The organism is Desulfobacter sp. (genome assembly GCA_028768525.1).
In the GTDB taxonomy this organism is placed as follows: Bacteria; Desulfobacterota; Desulfobacteria; order Desulfobacterales; family Desulfobacteraceae; genus Desulfobacter.
This window is the reverse complement of the sequence record CP054837.1, coordinates 3,537,883-3,559,108: the sequence shown is the minus strand read 5'-3', so window position 1 is coordinate 3,559,108 and position 21,226 is coordinate 3,537,883. Positions and strand designations below refer to the sequence as shown.

The 21,226-nt window shown below is 47.8% G+C and carries 15 protein-coding genes; 5 read left to right on the top strand and 10 right to left on the bottom strand.

Features of this window, described 5'->3' with window-relative positions:
• Positions 1-77: 77 nt before the first annotated feature.
• From HUN04_15790 to HUN04_15745, 10 genes are all read right to left on the bottom strand, one after another.
• Positions 78-1,163 carry a site-specific integrase gene (locus HUN04_15790; protein WDP93311.1) on the bottom strand — a complete coding sequence of 362 codons (1,086 nt, stop codon included), beginning with the start codon at positions 1,161-1,163 and terminating at the stop codon, positions 78-80.
• 92 nt (positions 1,164-1,255) lie between these two features.
• Entirely contained in the window at positions 1,256-1,462 is a 207-nt protein-coding gene (locus HUN04_15785; GenBank protein WDP91077.1) for a helix-turn-helix domain-containing protein, read from the bottom strand.
• Between the two features lie 551 nt (positions 1,463-2,013).
• Positions 2,014-2,535, bottom strand: a complete 522-nt coding sequence (locus tag HUN04_15780) for a DNA repair protein RadC (GenBank protein WDP91076.1) — start codon at positions 2,533-2,535, stop codon at positions 2,014-2,016.
• 97 nt (positions 2,536-2,632) lie between these two features.
• Complete coding sequence (locus HUN04_15775) at positions 2,633-2,875, bottom strand: hypothetical protein (protein ID WDP91075.1); 243 nt, start codon at positions 2,873-2,875, stop codon at positions 2,633-2,635.
• 76 nt (positions 2,876-2,951) lie between these two features.
• A complete protein-coding gene (locus HUN04_15770) occupies positions 2,952-3,290 on the bottom strand; it encodes a hypothetical protein (GenBank protein WDP91074.1) in 339 nt (112 codons plus the stop codon).
• Between the two features lie 13 nt (positions 3,291-3,303).
• Positions 3,304-4,920, bottom strand: a complete 1,617-nt coding sequence (locus HUN04_15765) for a hypothetical protein (GenBank protein WDP91073.1) — start codon at positions 4,918-4,920, stop codon at positions 3,304-3,306.
• 15 nt (positions 4,921-4,935) lie between these two features.
• Entirely contained in the window at positions 4,936-5,910 is a 975-nt protein-coding gene (locus HUN04_15760) for a DUF3150 domain-containing protein (protein WDP91072.1), read from the bottom strand.
• Positions 5,911-6,006: 96 nt separating this feature from the next.
• A complete protein-coding gene (locus tag HUN04_15755; protein ID WDP91071.1) occupies positions 6,007-6,981 on the bottom strand; it encodes an AAA family ATPase in 975 nt (324 codons plus the stop codon).
• A 78-nt stretch (positions 6,982-7,059) separates the two neighbouring features.
• Positions 7,060-8,292, bottom strand: coding sequence for a hypothetical protein (locus tag HUN04_15750; protein WDP91070.1), 1,233 nt, complete (start codon positions 8,290-8,292; stop codon positions 7,060-7,062).
• The gene (locus tag HUN04_15745; GenBank protein ID WDP91069.1) at positions 8,282-8,962 is read right to left on the bottom strand and encodes an ERF family protein; all 681 of its coding nucleotides are present in this window, start codon (positions 8,960-8,962) and stop codon (positions 8,282-8,284) included. Before HUN04_15745 ends, HUN04_15750 begins: the two co-directional genes overlap by 11 nt.
• 347 nt (positions 8,963-9,309) lie before the next feature.
• Here HUN04_15745 and HUN04_15740 point away from each other — a divergent pair, with 347 nt between their 5' ends.
• Genes HUN04_15740 through HUN04_15720 form a run of 5 tightly spaced genes read left to right on the top strand, consistent with a single transcriptional unit; the run spans position 9,310 to position 20,819 of the window.
• The gene (locus tag HUN04_15740; GenBank protein WDP91068.1) at positions 9,310-12,360 is read left to right on the top strand and encodes a DEAD/DEAH box helicase family protein; all 3,051 of its coding nucleotides are present in this window, start codon (positions 9,310-9,312) and stop codon (positions 12,358-12,360) included.
• Between the two features lie 9 nt (positions 12,361-12,369).
• Positions 12,370-15,180, top strand: a complete 2,811-nt coding sequence (locus tag HUN04_15735; protein WDP91067.1) for a site-specific DNA-methyltransferase — start codon at positions 12,370-12,372, stop codon at positions 15,178-15,180.
• Positions 15,181-15,238: 58 nt separating this feature from the next.
• Positions 15,239-16,234 (top strand): ATP-binding protein, encoded by a 996-nt coding sequence (locus HUN04_15730; GenBank protein WDP91066.1) that lies wholly within the window; start codon positions 15,239-15,241, stop codon positions 16,232-16,234.
• Entirely contained in the window at positions 16,234-18,744 is a 2,511-nt protein-coding gene (locus HUN04_15725) for a S8 family peptidase (protein ID WDP91065.1), read from the top strand. Before HUN04_15730 ends, HUN04_15725 begins: the two co-directional genes overlap by 1 nt.
• Positions 18,741-20,819, top strand: coding sequence for a UvrD-helicase domain-containing protein (locus tag HUN04_15720; protein WDP91064.1), 2,079 nt, complete (start codon positions 18,741-18,743; stop codon positions 20,817-20,819). The genes HUN04_15725 and HUN04_15720 overlap by 4 nt, the downstream gene beginning before the upstream one ends.
• Positions 20,820-21,226: the final 407 nt, after the last annotated feature.

Below are 21,226 nucleotides of genomic sequence, written 5' to 3'. Positions count from 1 at the left end.
ATGCCCGTAAGTCCTTTTTTGATTTTGTGACCGTTTTGTGACCGGTTCATTATTTCTGGTGCTGAAATCCATTCGAATTACCCATTCAAGATCAACTGTTCCAGTTTCATCGCTGATTCCTGATTAGTCCGCTTCATCAAATGCGCATATACATTAAATGTGACCATCGGGTTTGCATGCCCCAACTGATTCTGTATGTACTTGGGATTCTCTCCACGTTCAAATAAGAGGCTGGCGTATGTATGGCGAAGATCATGAAAACGAATTCGATCAATCCCCGCAGCTTTAAGTGCCGGTCGGAAATACCGATTGACCATATTGTTATGGTTCATCGGGGTGCCTTTCGCTGTAGGAAAGACAAGATTGAGTTCCCCTGGAGGGCACGCCAAGCGCCACTCCTTTAATGCTTTAATGGTTTGAGGACCGATATCGACTCTCCGCCTGGAAGTTTTGGTCTTGGTGGCAAAGAATTGTCCATTGTTAAATGTCCGCCGAATAAAAATCTGCTTATCCTTCCAGAGTATATCCGACCATTTAAGCCCCAGAAGCTCTCCTTGTCTGGCACCACTAACGATGGCCAGCCTAAACAAAGTTTTATACTTCTGTCCTTTGACCTCATTCAGAAAGGCAGATATCTGCTGTAGGTTTAAAATGGTCATCTTCTCCTCCTCTTCAAACTCTGTCCCTTGGCTTCGTGGTCTGTCAGCTTCCGTGAGCGGATTGCGGATACAATATCCCCGCTTTGTGGCCAAGGCTAATATCTGTCCAAAAGTAACGAGTATCTTTCTGAGGGTCGAAATGTTCATACCCTGCTTCTGACACTTGTTGATATACTGTTCAATCATCTTGGTGGTGATCCGATCAACCCTCAGGTGAAGAAACTCATCAAAATGATTCCGGGTGTGCCCCTCATAAACTGCCCAAGTTGAGGATCTAATATTCATTTTCTTATGTTCAAGCCATTCTTGGCCTGCTTCGTAAAAGGTAGGGATCTCTTGAACAGGCATATAAACACCGTTAGACACCTGATCCTGGATTTCTCTAAGGAGTTTCTCTGCAGACTTTTTCGTAGTGCCCTTTGGCATGGTCAAGCGCTGCCTCTTTCCATTTTGATCATAGAAATCCAAGACCCAACGTGATCTTCTATTAACAACTATTCCCATATTTTTTAGTTCCTTATTATTCATTGAGTTCTCGTTATTGGTGTCACAGCCAACGCTAATACAACGTTGGCTACGACATCGGTAAATAAGAGTTAGGTGCTGTAACAGTAGCCACCAATCTTTCTTGATTCCAGCCACTCCAGAACCTCATTCAACTTGAATCTCACATAGCGACCAATTTTATACCGGGGAATGGAGTCCTTTCCTTTCTGGCGTGTCAGAGAGTATATTTTTGATTTTGGTACGTTCAGGAACGCCGCCAACTCATCAACATTTATTAAAGGGTTTTGGTTTCCCATACTATCACCTCTAACTTAACTTTTTGTTTTTATAGCTTATTTGAAAGGGCGTTTAAGCCCAAACACTTCTTCCTTATTTTTGAGAAGGCAATACTACGATCTGTAAAACTAATAGGCCGTTGAGATTGCCTTGCGGTATCGAATTGCCTTTAAACAATGTTTGTTGACACGTAAAATATCAACGGAGGCTTATCGATGTTCAGCGAATTTTGTGTGATGCCATTAGATGCCGTTGCTGTTAAATGATGCTCGATTAACAAGCAACGCAGTAGATAAAAATATATGTAGGTAGGTTGAAGCCTCTTCTCAATTGCCTTCCCGAAGGACAATCAATTATTTCAAGACTTCGTCAATTAAGGGGGTTAAGTGGTTTACCATTTCTGATACCACTTCCTGCGGTATCAGTGATCTAATTACATTCCGAAGACTCCTAATTAGATCTATAAATATGACATAATAAATAGTCGAATTCGAGATCCGTGTCAAGGAGGTATTTGATAGTCCAGAATCCAGACATGTGAGTAACCCGAAGTGTAAATAATAATCCCACATCACCGAATATAGTTGCTTGAATCGATAAATTCCCGGTATTGTGCCTGTGCTTTCTCAACCCACCCCTTTTCGGCAAAGCTGTACCAGGTATCGCCAATAATCAGATGATCATGGAGCTGTACATCTATACTGGTCAACGCCACGTTCACCTTAGCAGTGATTTTAAAATCCTCTGACGAAAGGGTAATCTCACCGGAAGGATGGTTGTGTACCAGGATGACGGACGTTGCCTGCTTTTCCAGAACAGTCTTAAGCAGTTCTCTCGGATATACAGGTGAAGAAGTTATCGAACCTGAGAAAAGTTCATCAATTGCGAGGATCTTATTTTTCCCATCCAGAAAAATGCAATACATCTTTTCGACATCCGGATACTGAGCAAATATGGGTTTCATCGTGTTGTAAACCTCTTGGCCATTGGACAGCATATTGCCTTTCGAGACCTCTTTTACCATCGAAGTGAACGTCCCAGATCTCAGTTCTTCCCAGAACTTGAACGGTTCATAGGCTTGATTCTTATTCATTTGGTTTCTCCTGAAATAGCAAGAGCCCCCTCGCTTTTACACAAGGAGGCCCATGGTTGTTTGGTCAATTTTGATTTACTACAGAGGATACACATTCTTATTCAGTGGTGATTTCTTCATCTTCCAACAATTCTACGTTTCGGAAACCGGATACGTTATCCATCGCATCAAACAAACCGGTACCAATGTCTCCAGCCATAACAACATCTTCTTCAACCTCGTCTACACCTTCAATGGCACTTTCAGCGCTATCATCGCTGAGTGCCTGTAATCCAGCGGCAGCAAGAATGTTAGCAGCCGCACCACCAATAAACGTGATAGTTATTTTTACCTTGCCCATAACTTTCTCCCAAAATGTTGAAGACCCCTTTGAAGACGATCAAAGAGGTCTTGTAAATGTTAAAATGAAATATAATCTACATCTCGAACTCAGCACCGCATTTGTTACAGCGGTACTCACCGATCACATGACGGTCAATGTGTTCGCCAACTTTGTTGCCCACGGCAGCACCGGTGAAAAACCCTGCCAATGCTCCGGCCAGGCCACCTGCAACCATCCCGAGACCAGTGCCAACGACAGGAACAACTGAGCCAATTGCTCCACCGGTAACTACACCGGTTTTCGCACCGACATAGCCAGAAGCAGCTCCCGCAGCTCCGCCTACCGCTGTCCCTGCCTTCTTGGCAGTACTTACTAATACAACATGGTTTGCATTTTTACATTCCGGACATACAGGTGTTTCGTTTTCAGTCATAAATTTCTCCTTGTTATTTATGATTGTTAAATACAGTTTTCATGATTCGGAACATGGCCGGGGCCAGTTCAGACAGGTTGTGAATATTGCAACTACTTTGGGGCAGGATGCTTTTGATACTGATAGTATCTATCCCGATACCATGGAATTCAAACCCGAGCTTTTGACCTTGGTCAATGGCTTCTATCGTATTTGCAAGGTAATCCGGACTACCGTCTGTTAATATCAGGACAATCTTCCTGGTTTCCTTCAGCGGTAACATGGCCTGAAGTACCCACCATATGGCCTCCCCCATGGGAGTGCATCCTGCGGCACGGGTATGAAACTTGGAATGCATCAGTTCCCCATGCCTAACGACAGGATGGACTGCTGCCATATCAGGATTTTCACGGCCATTTATTTTAGGACGATCAGCAGGGAATGCGGTGACTCCGATGTTGATGCCCTTGATAGAGTCGAGAGCCTTTGCCAAGGCGTAACAGACCTGTGAAGTCAGTTCCATCCGTCGTCGCATACTTCCTGAACAATCAATCAGGATATGGACCGCTGTATTGAATCCCTGTCGTTCTTCAGGCTTGACGAACATCCGGGGATCGGAGACAGCGACTTTGTATAACTGCCGGGTATCCAATTTGCCTTGACGGGAGATACGGCCCCGTTTCAAAAGAACAGACTGAAGCATACTTTGCAGCCGTGTTTTCAGTGCCGTTGTTGATTTCAGCAGCTCTGGTGATTTTGCGGTATCAAGGGCTTTGAAATACCTATTACCAACAACAGCAACACTGACTTTGTCCTGGGAATTGGCAGACACCTTATTAGCCAAGTGCTCCTGGAGGATCTCCCCTGTACCTTTGGGTAAATCATCTGCTCCAGCATTGATCAGTTGTTCCAACTGATGTTTTGAGCCAGAACCCTGATCTTTATCCCCCCAAGGTCTCTGTACTGGGGCGTCATTATTTTCATTCCCTGCACTTCTCTGTTCCTTATTTGACGGGGGTTTAGGAGCTGGTTTTTCATTTGCTTCAGATTTGAGCAACGCAACTATCTTTTTGGCGTAGAGAATACTGTCCCCTGTTGTTACGCAGTTTGATCTTATTTCCTGGAGAATCGATTTTATCTTTCCTGGTAGACCAGGATAACGACTTTCAATTATGGCCTCCGACTGATCCCGTGGACCAGACAGACCCGGTACATGCCAGGCCCTGACAGACAAAAGAATCCAATCCGGGATAAGCTTTACCGGAATGCTGCCATCATCAACTATAGAGCCGCCGAAGATATGCCGAATCAGCCAATGGAAGTTTCCACGACATCCAGGAAAGATAGAGGCCAGCTTCTCTTCCACTCTCCAGTCTTCAATGCAGTTCCATATGTTCATCTCAAGCGGAGTGAGGTTGGCCTTCTTTACCTCATCAAAATCCGTATCCCTGATATGGGCAGATTCATGGTCAATATATCCCCTGGCAAGACCGATAAGCTGTTCATCGCTGTCCATGGGAAGACCTGGCAGGTAGATGGTGTTGCCATCGGTGAATGCGTCACTTCCGCCGATGGAGACTTTCACACCGTACTTATCACCTAAGACAGCCGCTACCAGGGGCAGCGACCGCATGATCAATTTGTTATTCATGGGCATTATATTCCTCTACCAGAGCCCAAAGCTATCGATGGCCTGCTGATTCAAATTGTTAACTGGAAGTGGTTCTGACAGATCTATGGAATCTGCCGGGACGGGACAGGCAGTATCATCGTTCTGGACAAGGCTTTTCAGTATGGAATCAGGCGTTTTGCCTTTGATGATACTTTTCCCATGTTCAACCAGGGATTCAGGATCTCGCAAAAGTGCCAATACGCCTTGGAGCATTAACAGATCCGCACCCTGGATAAATCCTCTTTTGGGGATTTGATCAAATGCTGTTCTGAGAAGATTGGCAATGGGTGCAGCACACGGCTCCACGAAGCTTAACCCGTTTAGCTTTTCATAAATGGACCGTAACGGGGAGATGGCCTTATGGGAGACCTTATTTTTCCCGAGATAACACTTGTTCCAGGCATCCTCCGCCGCCTTGGCTATCTCACCATAGAGGGTGTGCCCCAGATTGGTTACCTCATCTTTCAAACCTTGATGGATAAATTTCTTTTTAGGCGGGACAAGCTGGAATAGCTGCCATTTGAACCCGATCCGGCTACTGACGTATCCGGCATCCACTGTGGAATTTTTAATGATATCTTTCCACTCTGGGTGCTGGTTGATCCAGGATTCGATACTCTGGTCATAGGTGGCCAGGAACTGCTGTTTGGCGTCCATGAACTCATCGTGGATCGCCTTCAGATCCTTGATGACACCATCGGCGAGGCTCTCAGGAATCCCCCAACCACCCAGGAACCTCACCCCGATACGATCCAACATATTAACTGCACGGGATTTAAGGGTACCAAAGATCCGGAGGTCTTCGGGATTGCAAATTTTCTTGCTGCCGAGAGAAGCGAGTTCTTCCGGGGGCAACTTGGCTCCCCCGAAATCAGAGGGGCTTAATTTCTTTCGGGCTGACCAAATACTGACATCAAGGTTCAGCACCATCAGGTGTTTGAATACTTTTGCATCTGTGGCTGTATCCATATATTTTCCTTTCCAAAATAGAAAACAGGATAGAGGCATCCATGCCTCTTCCCGTCTGATTCTGTTTTTTATATTTTGTGGTATTGGTGACGTGATTTATGCGTCCGTCACAGGAAAAATTCGTTGTGCAAGCTCATGCAGAAATGACCGAGTTTCCCTGGTTGCCCGATATCCGAGAGCACGGTCCAAGGCGTATGTGACCGGCTGAATTCCTTGATTGGCTAACGGCTGAAACCGTATGGCCAGATCTGCCCACCGGATCAGGGTCCGGGTGGAGAACGTCACCTCTATGGTATCGTTAAAATCGGTGCTCTCACCCATGAACAGTTTCCGGACCTCATTGGCATATTCCACCATCTTTTTCCTGATGTCTTCGGGCAGACCTTTTGCTCTGAGTGCCAGGAGACTCTCTTCAGCGTCAGGTGTGGGATAGTTGATCTCGCAGAGCCAGAACCGATCCATAAACGCCAGGTTCTGTCGGAGGGTTCCCTGATAAAGACCGGTTTCATCTGACCCACCGTTAGTATTTGCCGTGGCTGCAAACCTGAAAAGTGGGTTGGGTTTGATTATTTCACTTCCGTTTTCCGGGATACATAAGGGTTCTCCGTCCAGCATCCCATTGAGACCTGCAGCGGTAGCAGGGTCAAGCAGGTCGATTTCATCAAGGAGGAACAATCCCCCATATTTCATGGCAAGCGCCAGGGGGCCGTATTGGAACACCATGTTTCCATTATCCACGGTCAGGTGCCCCACCATGTCAGGGAATTCCAACCGGCTGTGGCCTGTGATGGAAAACACTGGATAGTTGAGTTTTGTAGCAAGCTGCTTGATAAGGCTGGTTTTCCCGCTACCCGCAGGACCAAACAGATAAAACGGATCTGAACTGTCCATAAACCAGACGATCACGTCCCGGCTGGATTCATGATAAAGATATTCCGGGTTGATTGTCGGGGTAAAGGAACAGGGGGAAGCATAACCTTTGATCATTTTACCCGACGCTGTACCACTGAAGATGAGCCCAGCGTCCAGGTCCTTGGGTTTTAGTTTTTCAAGTTCAGTTATTGTTGTCATTGGCATCTCCTTAAAATAGAAAAGGCCCATCCCCCCGGTTAAGGGAGGTGGGCCTCGTTAAATTGAGTTATAAATTTGTTATGCTGCAGAAATCAGCTTTTTATTGATTTTGCTGATATAGAGCCGTTCATAGGGCGCGCTTGTTTTCTGGCATTGATCCAGGACATCATCCACCGATGTACCATCAGGGACCTGCCCTGCCATCTTTAGATGCAGCTTATCCCGGTCAAGGGATTTACGCCCCGGCATCTGGGATACCTTGAACCGGTATCCGGATGTGTTGAGCCAACCGGTAGTATCACCATTTACCAGGCGATATGTGTTCTTAACCCTTTGCTCAATGGCTTTCTTTTTCTTCTGGATCACTGATTCCTGAGCTTTCAGATCTGCCAACTTTTCAAGTTCAGATTCAAAAGCAGGGTCATGTTGCAGGATATCCGGCCCTTTGAACTTGGGACAGTCTTCATTGACACTGCAATAATCACACAACGGATGAAACCCGGAACAGTATTGGACATCATTCAGGACTATATCACCGGCATGAATCTCATTCTTCTCATTCCAGATCCGCTCTGCCATTTTAAGGCAGGTGTTGAGCATGACTTTATCCGGTAAATAGGGGCCAAACGGCTTCACCTGAGTCATGGAGATGGAAAGTATCCATGCTTCAATATCCACATTTTCTGGTGTATTCGGCATGGTGACTCCGAACAGTTTGGTAACAGCGTCAGGAAATGATACACCACTGAAACTATCCTTTCCGTTTTCTGCAACCACTCCAAAGCAAGGCTTGTTCCAACATTCTTTCAGCAAGCTGACCTGCCCGTATACCTGTGCTTCATAGGAGGCATACAGATGGTCTGGTATATTCTCGTTACTTTTCAGCTCTATAATTCTAACGGCTGGTTTCTTCCCTCCCCAGACTATTGTGAAATCCAAATGAGCCTTAATGGGGACCCCGTTGTACTCAATACAGATTTCAAGTTGTGGAATTAGTTTTACACTAGTTGCCATGATTGCGTTCTGGATGCCGTATTCTTGCCAATGCCCCCGCTGCAGAACAATTTGCTTCTCCAACACTGCCCTCAACGTTTTCTGGTTTAATCTGGGGACATCTTTATAATGAGGATGCCGGATCAGACCGGCTTTATCGGCTACGGCTGATCTGAGGCATTCCATACCCTTGCCGATATCCGAAAGACCAATGTACTGGTTCCGATCTCCAAGCTGGACTGCAGTATCCTCTGCGGTGTGCTTCAAGATTCCGGTGGTCAGGAATTGAAGCAGACCATTTTCTTTATCAGGCTGCATTGTCGTACCTCCACCAAACCTTCTTGTCCCCATCCCACCGGAATCCGGCGCTCTTCAGGAACTCTTTCTTGGAATGGGTGTTCCCGGTTGCCAGGATACAAAATTTACCGTTTTGTCCCTTCTGTTTTCTGTAACTGACACCATCCAATTGAGGCAAGTTCTCCTGAGGGGCAGTGTCTCCATATTGATGTGGCTTCTGTGGGCTTCCAGGGGCAGGTGTCGCCCCATGATTTAAGGGGTTAATCTGGTGATTTTCATTTTCCTGTCGTTGCATAGCAGATTCGGCGTCATCGTCTTCGGTGATAATACCAAGTAATGCTGACAGGCCGTAACGCCTGGCATAGGTCATGGCCGAGCCGTATCCTTGTGGATCATTCTTTGGCAGGGGCATTTCAATCAGGGAAGATTGCCATTGGCCGGATGCCGCATGAATGATTTTAGTGACCAGGCCCAAATGACCCTTATCAACCGAAACAGGGTACTGGGTCATCCAGATCCCGTGGTTGAATAATGCTGCCCGGCACACTTCCATTACCGATTTTAAAGATGCATAGCTGCTGTTGGTGAAATCGTTAATACTGTCTTTCAATGCAGGAGCAAGAGCCTGCTGCACTTGGATCATGGCTTTTGCCAGGTCGGTTATTTTGTCTGAACATAGGGTGACTTCCATGGTTATACTCCTTTCCAAATAACACAGCCAGAGTCCTGCTGTTATGCAGGACTCTGGCTGTGACATTGTTGTTTTAAGCGATTAAAGATCTTGTATCAGAAGGGTAATATATATCTGAAATGATTTGAGAAGCATTACTCGTAATATTCACTAGTAGATCACCAAGAGTGCAAGATAATATTTGCTTTTCCATAATTTTATAGATAAGAAAACTTAAGATTTGAATTACGCGGAAGGACATTGTTGACATAGTTTGCAGATATTGTAGGGACAACTTCTAATTCTATAGACTGATTATTTGATCCCAAACGCCGCGAGCGCTTCGATACGAGTTTGAGGAAACATATATGGCACCAGCAAATCTTTTTTTTGAACAACCTATTCTAAACTCCCCTTATACATATCCTGACAGGCATTGGGAGCTTGACGAACAGGGGCAGCCAACCCAGAAGGTTATTCCTAAACGACGGAAGGCTGAATTCCTTACCCCGATTCCCAAACCCAAAAAGAGTAAGGGAAAGAGCAGTGACTTAAGCCTGTTTGCCAACCATGAACTTACCCAAGACGGCCAACAGTATGATCCCACCCCAATCATCAACCAGTTACGAGAGACTGTGGACGCCTGGCGGGAGCTGCCTGATCCAAATGATTGGAAAGTCACCCCGGAAACAGCCCGACTCCTGCAGCACTGGAGGCATCATAAGTTCAGCAGTCTCCGACCATTCTTTTGCCAGGTGGAAGCCGCAGAAGTGACCATCTGGCTAACAGAGGTTGCTCCGAAATCAGGTAAAGCCGGGCGTATATTTCTTGAACATCTGAATAATGCCAATATTAACGCAAACCCAGAGTTGATGCGGCTTGCATTGAAGCTGGCTACCGGGGCTGGGAAAACAACGGTTATGGCCATGCTCATTGCCTGGCAAACCATAAATGCGGTCCGTCGCCGGGCCAGCAAAAAGTTTACCCGGGGTTTTCTTATCGTTACTCCTGGTATTACTATCCGGGACCGGCTGAGGGTTCTGCAGCCCAATGATATTGACAGCTATTACGGCAACCGTGAGCTGGTTCCAACAGATATGCTTCCTGATCTTGAGAAGGCTAAGATTGTCATCACCAATTATCACTCGTTTAAAAGACGGGAGCGGATTAAACTGGCCAAAGGAAGCCGATCCCTTCTCCAGGGAAGGGGGGAGGAACTGAGCACGGTTGAAACAGAAGGCCAGATGCTGCAACGGGTGATGCCGGAACTGATGGGCATGAAAAATATCATGGCAATCAACGATGAAGCCCATCACTGTTATAGAGAGAAACCCGGTGAGGATGACGTTGCTGATCTTAAAGGTGATGATAAGAAAGAAGCTCAGAAAAACAATGAAGCGGCCAGGCTTTGGATCACCGGGCTGGAAACGGTAGGGCGTCATATCGGCATAAACCGGGTCATGGACCTTTCAGCAACGCCCTTCTTCCTGAGCGGTTCGGGTTATGCTGAAGGCACCCTGTTTCCCTGGGCCATGAGTGATTTTGCCCTGATGGATGCCATTGAGTGCGGTATTGTCAAGCTGCCCCGGGTGCCGGTGGCTGAAAATATCCCCGGTAACGAAATGCCCATGTTCCGGAACCTTTGGGAGAATATCCGCACTGACATGCCCAAGAAAGGCCGGGGCAAAGCAAAGAATCTTGATCCGCGCAGTCTGCCGGTTCGGCTGCAGACTGCCATGGAAGCCCTGTACGGCCACTATGAAGAAACCTTTGAACTCTGGCAGAAAAGCGGGCTCACCATACCGCCTTCCTTTATTATCGTCTGCAACAATACTGCTACCTCCAAGTTGGTGTATGATTTCATCTCCGGATTTCATTTCCAGGGAGAGAACGAGAAGGAAACCTTTGTGGATGGACGCCTGCCTTTGTTTAGGAACTTTGATGAATACGGGGAAAGGCTGGCCCGGCCACGAACCCTGCTCATTGATAGTGAACAGCTTGAATCAGGTGAAGCACTGGACAAGAAGTTCCTGGACATGAATGCCCGGGAAATTGAAAGATTCCGATATGAGATGCGGGAGCGCGGAGATCACCAGAAAGCCGAAAAGATCACCAACCAGGACCTGCTCCGGGAGGTAATGAATACCGTTGGACAAAAAGGGCGGCTGGGCGAGTCCATCCGCTGTGTAGTTTCCGTGTCCATGCTGACCGAGGGCTGGGATGCCAATACCGTGACTCATATTTTAGGTATCCGCGCCTTCGGCACCCAGTTGCTCTGTGAACAGGTAATAGGCAGGGCCTTGCGTCGGCAGTCCTATGACTTGAACGAAGCGGGATTGTTCAATGTAGAATACGCAGATATTCTGGGCATCCCCTTTGATTTTACGGCAAAGCCTGTTGTGGCACCTCCGCAGCCACCCCGGGAAACCATCCAGGTCAAAGCGGTCAAACCGGAAAGAGATCATCTTGAGATCCAGTTCCCCAGGGTGCAGGGATACCGGGTGGAACTGCCGGAAGAAAAACTTAGTGCAGAGTTTACTGATGATTCAACACTGGTCCTCACGCCCAAGATCGTCGGCCCGTCCATCACCAAGAACCAGGGTATTATTGGGGAAGGCGTCGAACTGAACCTCAAGCATCTGGAAGATATGCGTCGTTCAACGTTGGTTTTGGAATTGACCAAGCGCCTGCTGTTTACCAAATGGCGCGACACCGGGGAAGAGCCCAAACTGCACTTGTTTGGACAGCTCAAACGCATCACCAGGAAATGGCTGGATAATCATTTGGAGTGTAAGGGCAGTACCTATCCGGCTCAGCTCATCTACCAGGAACTGGCGGACATGGCCTGCAATCGCATTACGGATGCCATAACCCTGTCCCACTCAGATAAAACACCCATCAAGGCCCTGCTTGATCCATATAATCCCAGTGGTTCAACAACCCATGTAAATTTCAATACCTCAAAAAAGCTGCGCTGGGAAACCAGTGCAGACCGAAGCCATATCAACTGGGTGATTCTCGACAGTGACTGGGAGGCGGAATTCTGCAGGGTGGCGGAGGCCCATCCCAAGGTCAAAGCCTATGTGAAAAACCATAATCTTGGCCTGGAAGTCCCCTACCGATACGGCTCCGGGACCCGAACCTATATCCCAGACTTTATTGTTCATGTGGATGATGGTCATGAAGATCCCTTGCAACTGATTGTTGAGATCAAGGGGTATCGCGGAGAAGATGCCAAAGATAAGAAATCGACCATGGAAGCCTATTGGATACCCGGAGTCAACAATCTTAAAACCTATGGCCGGTGGGCCTTTGCGGAATTCACTGAGGTTTTTGAAATCGAGGACCAGTTCAAGAAGAAGATTGAAAACGAGTTTAACAAAATGATTGATTCCACTGTCAGTGGACAACAAGGTTAAGATATACATATGGCAAAGAAGAAGAAAGCCCCTAAAATAGTTGAGACCATTACCCATGACGAGGCAAGCCGTAAAAACATCCCGACTGCAGAGTTCCAGTCCGTAATGCGGGATGATGAGCTGGCCCCCTTACAGGTGGCCTATGAACGCCGCAATCAAGATCTTGATCCTCAGTTGGTCTGGCGCGGGAAGGATGTACAGGACTGGTCAGAGTTGGTGGTACAGGCCCCGCCCCTCTATATCCAGGAAAAGGTACATCCCAAGATACTGGTGGACGATCTGCGCCGTCAGAGTGAAAAAAGCAATGCACCAGAACCACCGGAACAGATGGATCTATTTTCCGACTTCAACGGTATTTCCAGTGAGGCCGCCAAGACCGAGTTCTATCAGCACGACGGAAAGTGGCAGAACCGAATGATCTTGGGAGATTCCATGCAGGTCATGGCTTCTTTGGCCGAGCGGGAAGGACTGCGGGGCAAGGTGCAGTGTATTTATCTTGATCCACCTTATGGCATCAAATTCAATTCCAACTTCCAGTGGTCAACCACCAGCCGGGATGTAAAGGATGGCAATGCCACGCATATCACCCGTGAACCTGAGCAGGTAAAGGCCTTCCGGGATACCTGGCGGGATGGGATTCATTCATACCTGACTTATCTACGAGATCGTCTGACTGTGGCCCGGGATCTGTTGACTGACTCTGGATCGATCTTTGTGCAGATCGGGGATGAGAATGTGCATCGGGTACGGGCATTAATGGATGAAGTGTTTGGAGATAATAATTACTCCGGGACCATATCATTTTATAAAACAAGTTCCCAATCAACAAAAGGCCTCCAGACCGTTACAGATTCAATTCTTGTTTACGCCAAAATAGCTGAGTTACAAAAAATTAGGAACCTAGCTTTTAAAAAGAGCAGTGGTGAAAGAGGAGCTAAGCAGTATGTTTATCTTTTTTCTCCTGATTTATCTGAGATAAAACGAATGACTAAGGAACAAATCTTAGGTTCTGAGTCTATTCCAGAAGGCTGGAGGATTGGACGCCCAGGCCCTCTATTTTCTCAAGGGCATCAAAAAAACAGAAGTGGGCATTATCAATTTAGAAATAAATCATACCCCTGTGCTAGTGGCAATCACTGGAAGTATGACCCTTCCCCAGGAGGTGATTTAGACAAACTAACCAAAGCTAACCGTATACGCGTATCAGGAAAGAGCATATCCAGTATACTGCTCGCTGAGGACAACCCGATTTCCTACTTTGATAGTACATGGCATGATACAGGAACAGGAAGTTTTACTGAGGAACAAATATATGTGGTACAAACCGGTAACAAAGTTGTTCAGCGCTGCATCCTCATGTCTACTGATCCAGGAGACCTCGTCCTTGATCCAACTTGCGGCTCAGGAACTACAGCCTATGTCGCAGAGCAATGGGGCCGACGTTGGATAACAATTGACACGTCCCGGGTTTCTCTAGCATTGGCCCGTGCCCGCATTATGGGTGCCCGTTATCCTTTCTATCTATTATCAGACAGCAAAGAAGGGCAAGACAGAGAAGCGGAAATCACCCGCACACCGCCGTCCGAAACCCCAACTTTTGGCAATATTCGTCAGGGTTTTGTCTATGAAAGAGTGCCTCATATCACTCTAAAAGCCATTGCCAGCAATGCAGAACTCGATATAATCTGGGATCAGTTCCAGGAAGAACTGGAGCCATTACGGGAACAACTCAACACGGCACTCAAAAAGAAATGGCAGGAGTGGGAAATCCCCCGTGAAGCAGAAGAAGGCTGGTCGGGAAAGGCCAAGACCTTGCATAAGAGGTGGTGGGATCTGCGGATCGCCAGACAAAAAGAAATCGACGCCTCCATTGCAGCCAAGGCCGACTTTGAGTACCTCTACGATAAACCCTATGAAGATAAGAAGAAGGTGCGGGTGGCCGGTCCCTTTACGGTTGAGTCTCTCTCCCCGCACCGGGTATTGGGGGTGGATGCGGATGACGAGCTAATTGACCCCCTCAATACAGTTCAGGGGGAAGACGCCCAGGATTTTGCACAGGTCATTCTGGACAACCTCAAAACCGCAGGGGTCCAGCAGGCGCATAAAGAGGATAAGATTGACTTTTCCTCCCTTGTTGCCTGGCCTGGAAAATATATCTGTGGTGAAGGCTGTTACCAGGAGGGGGGTACAGAACAAGGACCGGAACGGCGGGCAGCCATCTTCATCGGCCCTGAATTCGGCACCGTATCCCGGCCTGATCTGGTTGCGGCTGCCCGGGAGGCCGGAGATGCAGGGTTTGATGTGCTTATCGCCTGTGCCTTTAATTATGATGCCCATTCCTCTGAGTTTGACAAACTTGGGCGTATCCCGGTACTTAAAGCCCGCATGAACGCAGACCTTCACATGGCTGATGACCTGAAAAACACGGGTAAGGGTAATCTTTTTGTCATTTTTGGAGAACCGGACATCGATATTCTTGATGCTGAGGACAATCAGGTGCAGGTTAAGATCAATGGTGTGGATGTGTTCCACCCGAATACCGGTGAAGTCAAAAGTGACAATGCCGGTGGCATCGCCTGCTGGTTCATCGACACTGATTATAATGAAGAGAGTTTCTTTGTGCGTCACGCTTATTTCCTCGGAGCCAATGATCCATATAAGGCACTGAAGACAACCCTTAAAGCTGAGATCGACAAAGACGCCTGGAAGAGCCTGAACAGCGACGTTTCCCGGCCCTTTGACCGTCCGGAGTCGGGACGCATTGCTGTCAAGGTCATCAATCATTTAGGTGATGAAGTGATGAAAGTTTATCAAATTTAGGTTATAATAGAGATTGCTTCAGGAAACAGGATAACCGTAGTTTTATAGGAGAACGGCCATGGCCAGGGCAGATCAAATAAAAGCTTTACTGCAGTCACACAGCGAGGGAGACGATCAGCGTTTCTACTCCATCGCTATGCAGGTTGCTGCCCATGAAGCCAAACGGGGACACGGCAAACTGGCCGAAGAACTGCGTGACCTGATTGATAAAGCTAAAAAGCGCCAAAGCAGTAAACAGACTATTACAAACCCTATCCCCATAGGCCGTCCCAAAGGTGAGCTTGCAGATCTGCTGACAGTGACATATCCCAAGCTTCGGGTTGCAGATATGATCCTGGAAGATACTTTGGCCCTGCAGATCAAAAAGGTCATTCGTGAACAGCGTCATGCGGCAGATCTTCTATCCCATGGCCTGTCCCCTGCTAGAAAGCTGCTTTTGGTTGGGCCTCCAGGCACCGGGAAAACCATGTCAGCGGCTGTGCTTGCCGGTGAACTGGGGTACCCCCTGTGTCAGATTCGTCTGGATGGTCTGTTAACCAAATACATGGGAGAGACTGCGGCCAAACTGAGGCAGGTATTTGATGCAGCCACCCATACCCGGGGCATCTATTTCTTTGATGAGTTTGATGCCATTGGCTCCCAGCGGGGCCTGATCAACGATGTAGGAGAAATCCGCCGGATTCTGAACAGCTTTCTGGTAATGATTGAGCAGGATCATTCCCACAGCCTGATCATTGCGGCGACAAATCACCCTGGCATTCTTGATCATGCTCTTTTCAGAAGATTTGATGATGTGTTGCATTACTCCCTGCCCGACACGGTACTCATTGCCGCACTTCTTAAATCGAGGCTATCCCATTCTGCTGCAGACATCCCCTGGCAGCGGATAGCAGATCAGGCAGAAGGGTTAAGTTATGCAGAAGTCACCCGGGCAGTTGAAGAGGCATTGAAACATATGCTCATTAATAAGGAATCTCGTGTTACGGAAGGCATAGTTGAAAAGACGCTGATTGAACGGAAAACGATGAAAGAACGGTTGCTGAATCAAGGGTAATGACAGAAGAACACACACACAATAGATCTCACTTTTTACTGGGCAATCTGGCAGAATCAGAACCTTTCCGCCCACGGGGAGGAGGAAGCTCGATATCCCCTCCTGATCGGAACCGCCAATCTCACGGCAATCATTTATTCGGACAGATCCAACAGCTTAAGCCGATTATGGAAAATGCCAGTGCTATTCAGAAAGCAGCCGGTCTGGAGGAAGACGGACTTGGCCTGCGTCTTGAATTTGAATCATTTGATGATATTGATCTGGCATTTGAAAGCTTAGCTCGTGAGCGATCTGGAATTGAACTGCTCAATGTCCGACAAGATGAGGAGCGTTTCTACGCCACAGTATTTGTTCCTGACGGTAAACTGGTTCATTTTGAGAATTTGATTTCGGACTATCTTTCTGAAAGACGGAGCGAGAAGGGCAATCTACTGGATCATCACAAGCTGATCAATACTATCAAGGAAATCCGCACAGCAAGCCTTCAGGCGCTTTGGACTGATGATGAATCCGAGTTCCCCCGTCAGGACGATGAGCTGTTCTGGTGGGAAGTTTGGCTGCCGGTTAGAAAAGACCGGGCAAATGTGGTGGATACGTTTCGGTTCATGGCAGAAGGTCAAGGGATCGCTATATCGGATTCAATGCTGGAATTCCCCGAAAGGTCGGTGTTGGTAGCTTACGCCTCCAAGAAGAAAATGCAGGAGTCAATGATGACCCTGAACACCATTGCGGAGCTTCGGCGAGCTAAAGATACGGCTGAGTTCTTTGATGCCCTGACGCCGGACGAGCAGGCGGAATGGGTTGAAGAATTGACGAGCCGTTGCAGCTATGCTGATGAAAGTCAAGCTGTTCCTCATATCTGTCTTTTAGATAGCGGCATCAACAATGGGCATGTACTTATTGCCCCGGCTCTTGACGATGCGGATCTGCATACTGTGAATCCTGCCTGGGGATTGGACGATCAGGAGGGGCACGGCACTTCCATGGCAGGGTTGGCCCTGTTCGGGGATTTAAGCGGGCCGCTGGACTCCTCTTTTCCGATCAATATCCAACACAGAATAGAGTCCGTGAAAATTATTCCTCATGACCATGCTAATGGTGGTGATGCAAAGTTACACGGCTATCTGACTCAGGAAGCGGTCAACCGGACAATCGTAACTGATGCGTTTAGAAAACGTGTTTACGGAATGGCGATTTCAGCGCGCGATAACCGGGACCGGGGCCGTCCCTCTGCCTGGTCTGCGGCTGTGGACAGCTTGGCAGTGGATGTCGAAGGAGAAAACGAAATCCCCAGGTTAATGGTGCTTTGTGCTGGTAATATAGATGACCAGAACGCCTGGCGGGAATATCCAGACTCCAATACCGTCGAAGGTATTCATGATCCGGGGCAAGCCTGGAACGCGTTAACTGTTGGTGCCTATACCGACCTTGTGACGATTACAGAAGAAGATGCGGAAAACTACGAGCCGATTGCCCCGGAAGGGGGATTAAGCCCTTTCAGTACCACTTCATCCACCTGGCAGAAACACTGGCCCATCAAACCGGATATTGTCTTTGAAGGCGGTAATGTCGCAGATGACGGGATCGGGCCTTTAACAATGGAAAGCTTAAGCCTTCTTACCACTCATCACAAACCCCACGAACGATTACTGACGATCATGAACGCAACCAGTGCTGCCACTGCGCTTGCCTGCCGAATGGCGGCACAGTTGATGGCTGAGTATCCTGATCTCTGGTCAGAGACTATCCGGGCCTTGATCGTTCATTCAGCCCAGTGGACCGATGCAATGCGTCAGACATTTCTCCCTGATTCGAGAACACCAAATAAAGGAGATTATCTGCAGCTTGTCCGGCATTGTGGTTTTGGGATGCCTGATATCAGCCGGGCCTTGTGGAGTGTTTCCAATTCATTGACCATGGTCATTGAGTCTGATTTGTACCCCTTCGAGAAAACAGGGAGCACCCCTAAATTGCGGGATATGAATCTCCACCGCCTTCCCTGGCCCCTTGATGAGTTGGAAAGCCTGGGAGAAATGGAGGTGGAAATGAGAGTGACGTTGTCCTACTTTATTGAACCCAATCCATCGACCAGAGGCGTCCGTTCCAGATACCGTTATGAATCCCATGGCCTGCGTTTCGATGTGAAAAGACCCTATGAATCTGAAGATGATTTTAGAGGACGAATCAACGCCCTGACTATCAGTGCAGACTCCGGGAAGTCCCGGACTGGAGATGATAAAGGCTGGGTAATCGGCCCCAATAATAGGCATAAGGGATCAATGCATTCTGACATCTGGCAGGGGACTGCTGCAGAACTGGCCAGTCGTGGCGTGTTGGCCGTTTATCCAACACTTGGCTGGTGGAAAACCCGGACTGCGCTTGCAAGATACGATAAGAAAGCGCGGTATGCCTTGATCATCTCTATCCATGTGCCGGAAACCAAGACAGACCTTTATGCAGCCGTTGAAAATATAATCAAACCACAGATTCCCATTGGAACCGGTATATGAATTTTCGTATTGCAGACACCTTTACTGCCAGCCTGGGGAAGATGACAGCCCAGGAACAGAAAATCATCAAGACCTCCGCCTTTGATCTCCAGATGAACCCTGCTAATCCCGGGTTCAAGTTCCACAGGGTAGATCATGCCAAAGATCCAAACTTTTGGTCCGTACGGGTGAATAATGATATCCGGATTATCATTCATAAGACCGATGCGAATATGCTGCTGTGCTATGTGGACCACCACGACAAGGCCTATGCCTGGGCAGAGAAAAGAAAGCTTGCGGTCCACCCGAAAACCGGAGCTGCACAGATTATTGAAGTGCGGGAAAGGGTAGAGGAGATTATTGTTCCAGTCTATGTTGAAGAACAGGTTGCATCCGATAAACCCTTGCTCTTTGCAAACCAAACGGAGGAAGAACTGCTTGGGTATGGCGTTCCGGAAGAATGGGTTGAGGATGTGCGTAAAGCGGATGAAGACTCTTTGCTGGGACTGGCAGATCATCTTCCTGCTGAAGCAGCAGAGGCCCTGCTTGAAATCGCTACCGGAGGTACGCCGATAGGGCTGTCATTAATATCGTCTGATACGGGTAACCCATTTGACCATCCCGATGCAAAGCGTCGTTTCCGCCTTATGACCAACAAAGAGGAACTGGAACGCGCTTTGGAAGCGCCATGGGAGAAATGGACAATATTCCTGCATCCAGATCAAGCTGACTTAGTCCAAAAGAAATTTAACGGTCCAGCCCGGGTTTCTGGATCTGCTGGTACGGGTAAAACTGTAGTGGCTCTGCATCGTGCAGTTCACCTTGCTCAATCACATCCAGATGGCCGCATTCTCTTAACTACGTTCTCGAAGCCACTTGCCAACGCTCTGCAAATGAAATTGAAACTCTTAATCAGTAACATGCCGCGCCTTGCAGAACGCCTCGAAGTAGCTGACATGAATACTATTGGTAGAAGATTGTACGAAGCACAAGGCTTGAAAGCTAATATTGTTTCTATTGAGAAACTGCAGACGTTTCTTAAAGAAGCGAGCCAAAGTATAGCGGATCATTCTTTTTCACAGCGTTTTCTGCTCAGTGAGTGGCAGGATGTGGTGGATGCATGGCAATTAAATACATGGGAGGCATATCGGGATGTCCGCCGTCTGGGAAGAAAGACCCGTCTCCCGGAGTCGCAACGGCAAAAACTGTGGGAGATCTTTGCCTGTGTTCGCTCAATGATGCAAAAGCACCAATTGACAACCTTATCCGGAATGTTCTGTGAAGTTGCGCAAAAGGTTAAACAGAATGCCCATCCCCCATTTGACTCTATCGTTGTAGATGAGGCGCAGGATATAAGCGTCGCCCAGCTCAAACTTCTTGCTGCCATAGCAGGCAAACGGGAGAACGGCCTTTTTTTCGCAGGGGATCTGGGGCAGCGTATCTTCCAGCCGCCATTTTCCTGGAAGGGGCTTGGAGTCAACATCCTTGGACGCTCCCGGACACTGCGAATTAACTATCGTACCTCTCACCAGATTCGAAAGCAGGCAGATCTTCTGCTCGATCCGGAGATTGCGGATGTTGATGGTAATCGGGAAAAGAGAAATAATACCATCTCTGTTTTCAACGGTCCCTCACCACAGATTAAAGAATACCCGAATGAGGAAGAGGAGATCAAAGCCGTAGCAGCATGGCTCACAGAATGTCATAACCAGGGGATTCTACCCTCTGAGGCCGGTGTATTTGTTCGCTCACAAAATGAAATACAGCGGGCGATAACAGCCGTTGAATCAGCGGGGTTGCCCTACACGGTCCTTGATGAAAAGATACAATTTAAAAGCGGTCACCTTTCTATCAGCACCATGCATCTTGCTAAAGGCCTTGAATTCAAAGTCGTTGTGGTCATGGCCTGTGATGAAGACGTAATACCTTCAATGCAGAGGATTGAGGCTGTGGGAGATGATTCTGATCTGGACGAAGTGTATAATACAGAACGCCACCTTCTTTATGTGGCCTGCACCCGGGCAAGGGATCGTCTATTGGTTACTGGAATCGATCCCATATCTGAATTTGTTGAAGATTTGACTGTTGATAGATAAACACCTTGATGAGGGAATCTAAAAGCAGTCCCCAAAGCCCTATCAATCCCCCTATACACGGTTATTGATTTTAACACTCCTTCCGATGACCAGATCCTTGTATCTTGGGCCGCTATCAGGGTTATACAAAAAACAAATGAGAAGATGTTGCTTTCCCCAGGCCCATGATATACTGAATCAGCCTGACAAAATGATTACAGTGAGAGACCATGGACGATTCGAATACAACCGACCCAATTATCCCACCGATGGGAAGTGACCCTGATCTGAATGAATACCGGTGCCCCCACTGCGGTAAGTTTCTCTTTAAAGGTAATGTTAAGCGATTGAACATGGTCTGCCACCATTGCCAGAAGCTGATATCAGCCGATGCAGAGGATTTGCTGGAACCTGAAGATTAAAGGCGG

What these genes read in the sequence shown, in the direction of transcription:
- HUN04_15790 (WDP93311.1), bottom strand. Translation starts at nt 1,163, where the DNA reads ATGGGAATAGTTGTTAATAGAAGATCACGTTGGGTCTTGGATTTCTAT.
- HUN04_15780 (WDP91076.1), bottom strand. Translation starts at nt 2,535, where the DNA reads ATGAATAAGAATCAAGCCTATGAACCGTTCAAGTTCTGGGAAGAACTG.
- HUN04_15745 (WDP91069.1), bottom strand. Translation starts at nt 8,962, where the DNA reads ATGGAAGTCACCCTATGTTCAGACAAAATAACCGACCTGGCAAAAGCC.
- HUN04_15775 (WDP91075.1), bottom strand. Translation starts at nt 2,875, where the DNA reads ATGGGCAAGGTAAAAATAACTATCACGTTTATTGGTGGTGCGGCTGCT.
- HUN04_15730 (WDP91066.1), top strand. Translation starts at nt 15,239, where the DNA reads ATGGCCAGGGCAGATCAAATAAAAGCTTTACTGCAGTCACACAGCGAG.
- HUN04_15725 (WDP91065.1), top strand. Translation starts at nt 16,234, where the DNA reads ATGACAGAAGAACACACACACAATAGATCTCACTTTTTACTGGGCAAT.
- HUN04_15720 (WDP91064.1), top strand. Translation starts at nt 18,741, where the DNA reads ATGAATTTTCGTATTGCAGACACCTTTACTGCCAGCCTGGGGAAGATG.
- HUN04_15770 (WDP91074.1), bottom strand. Translation starts at nt 3,290, where the DNA reads ATGACTGAAAACGAAACACCTGTATGTCCGGAATGTAAAAATGCAAAC.
- HUN04_15765 (WDP91073.1), bottom strand. Translation starts at nt 4,920, where the DNA reads ATGAATAACAAATTGATCATGCGGTCGCTGCCCCTGGTAGCGGCTGTC.
- HUN04_15735 (WDP91067.1), top strand. Translation starts at nt 12,370, where the DNA reads ATGGCAAAGAAGAAGAAAGCCCCTAAAATAGTTGAGACCATTACCCAT.
- HUN04_15760 (WDP91072.1), bottom strand. Translation starts at nt 5,910, where the DNA reads ATGGATACAGCCACAGATGCAAAAGTATTCAAACACCTGATGGTGCTG.
- HUN04_15740 (WDP91068.1), top strand. Translation starts at nt 9,310, where the DNA reads ATGGCACCAGCAAATCTTTTTTTTGAACAACCTATTCTAAACTCCCCT.
- HUN04_15750 (WDP91070.1), bottom strand. Translation starts at nt 8,292, where the DNA reads ATGCAGCCTGATAAAGAAAATGGTCTGCTTCAATTCCTGACCACCGGA.
- HUN04_15755 (WDP91071.1), bottom strand. Translation starts at nt 6,981, where the DNA reads ATGACAACAATAACTGAACTTGAAAAACTAAAACCCAAGGACCTGGAC.
- HUN04_15785 (WDP91077.1), bottom strand. Translation starts at nt 1,462, where the DNA reads ATGGGAAACCAAAACCCTTTAATAAATGTTGATGAGTTGGCGGCGTTC.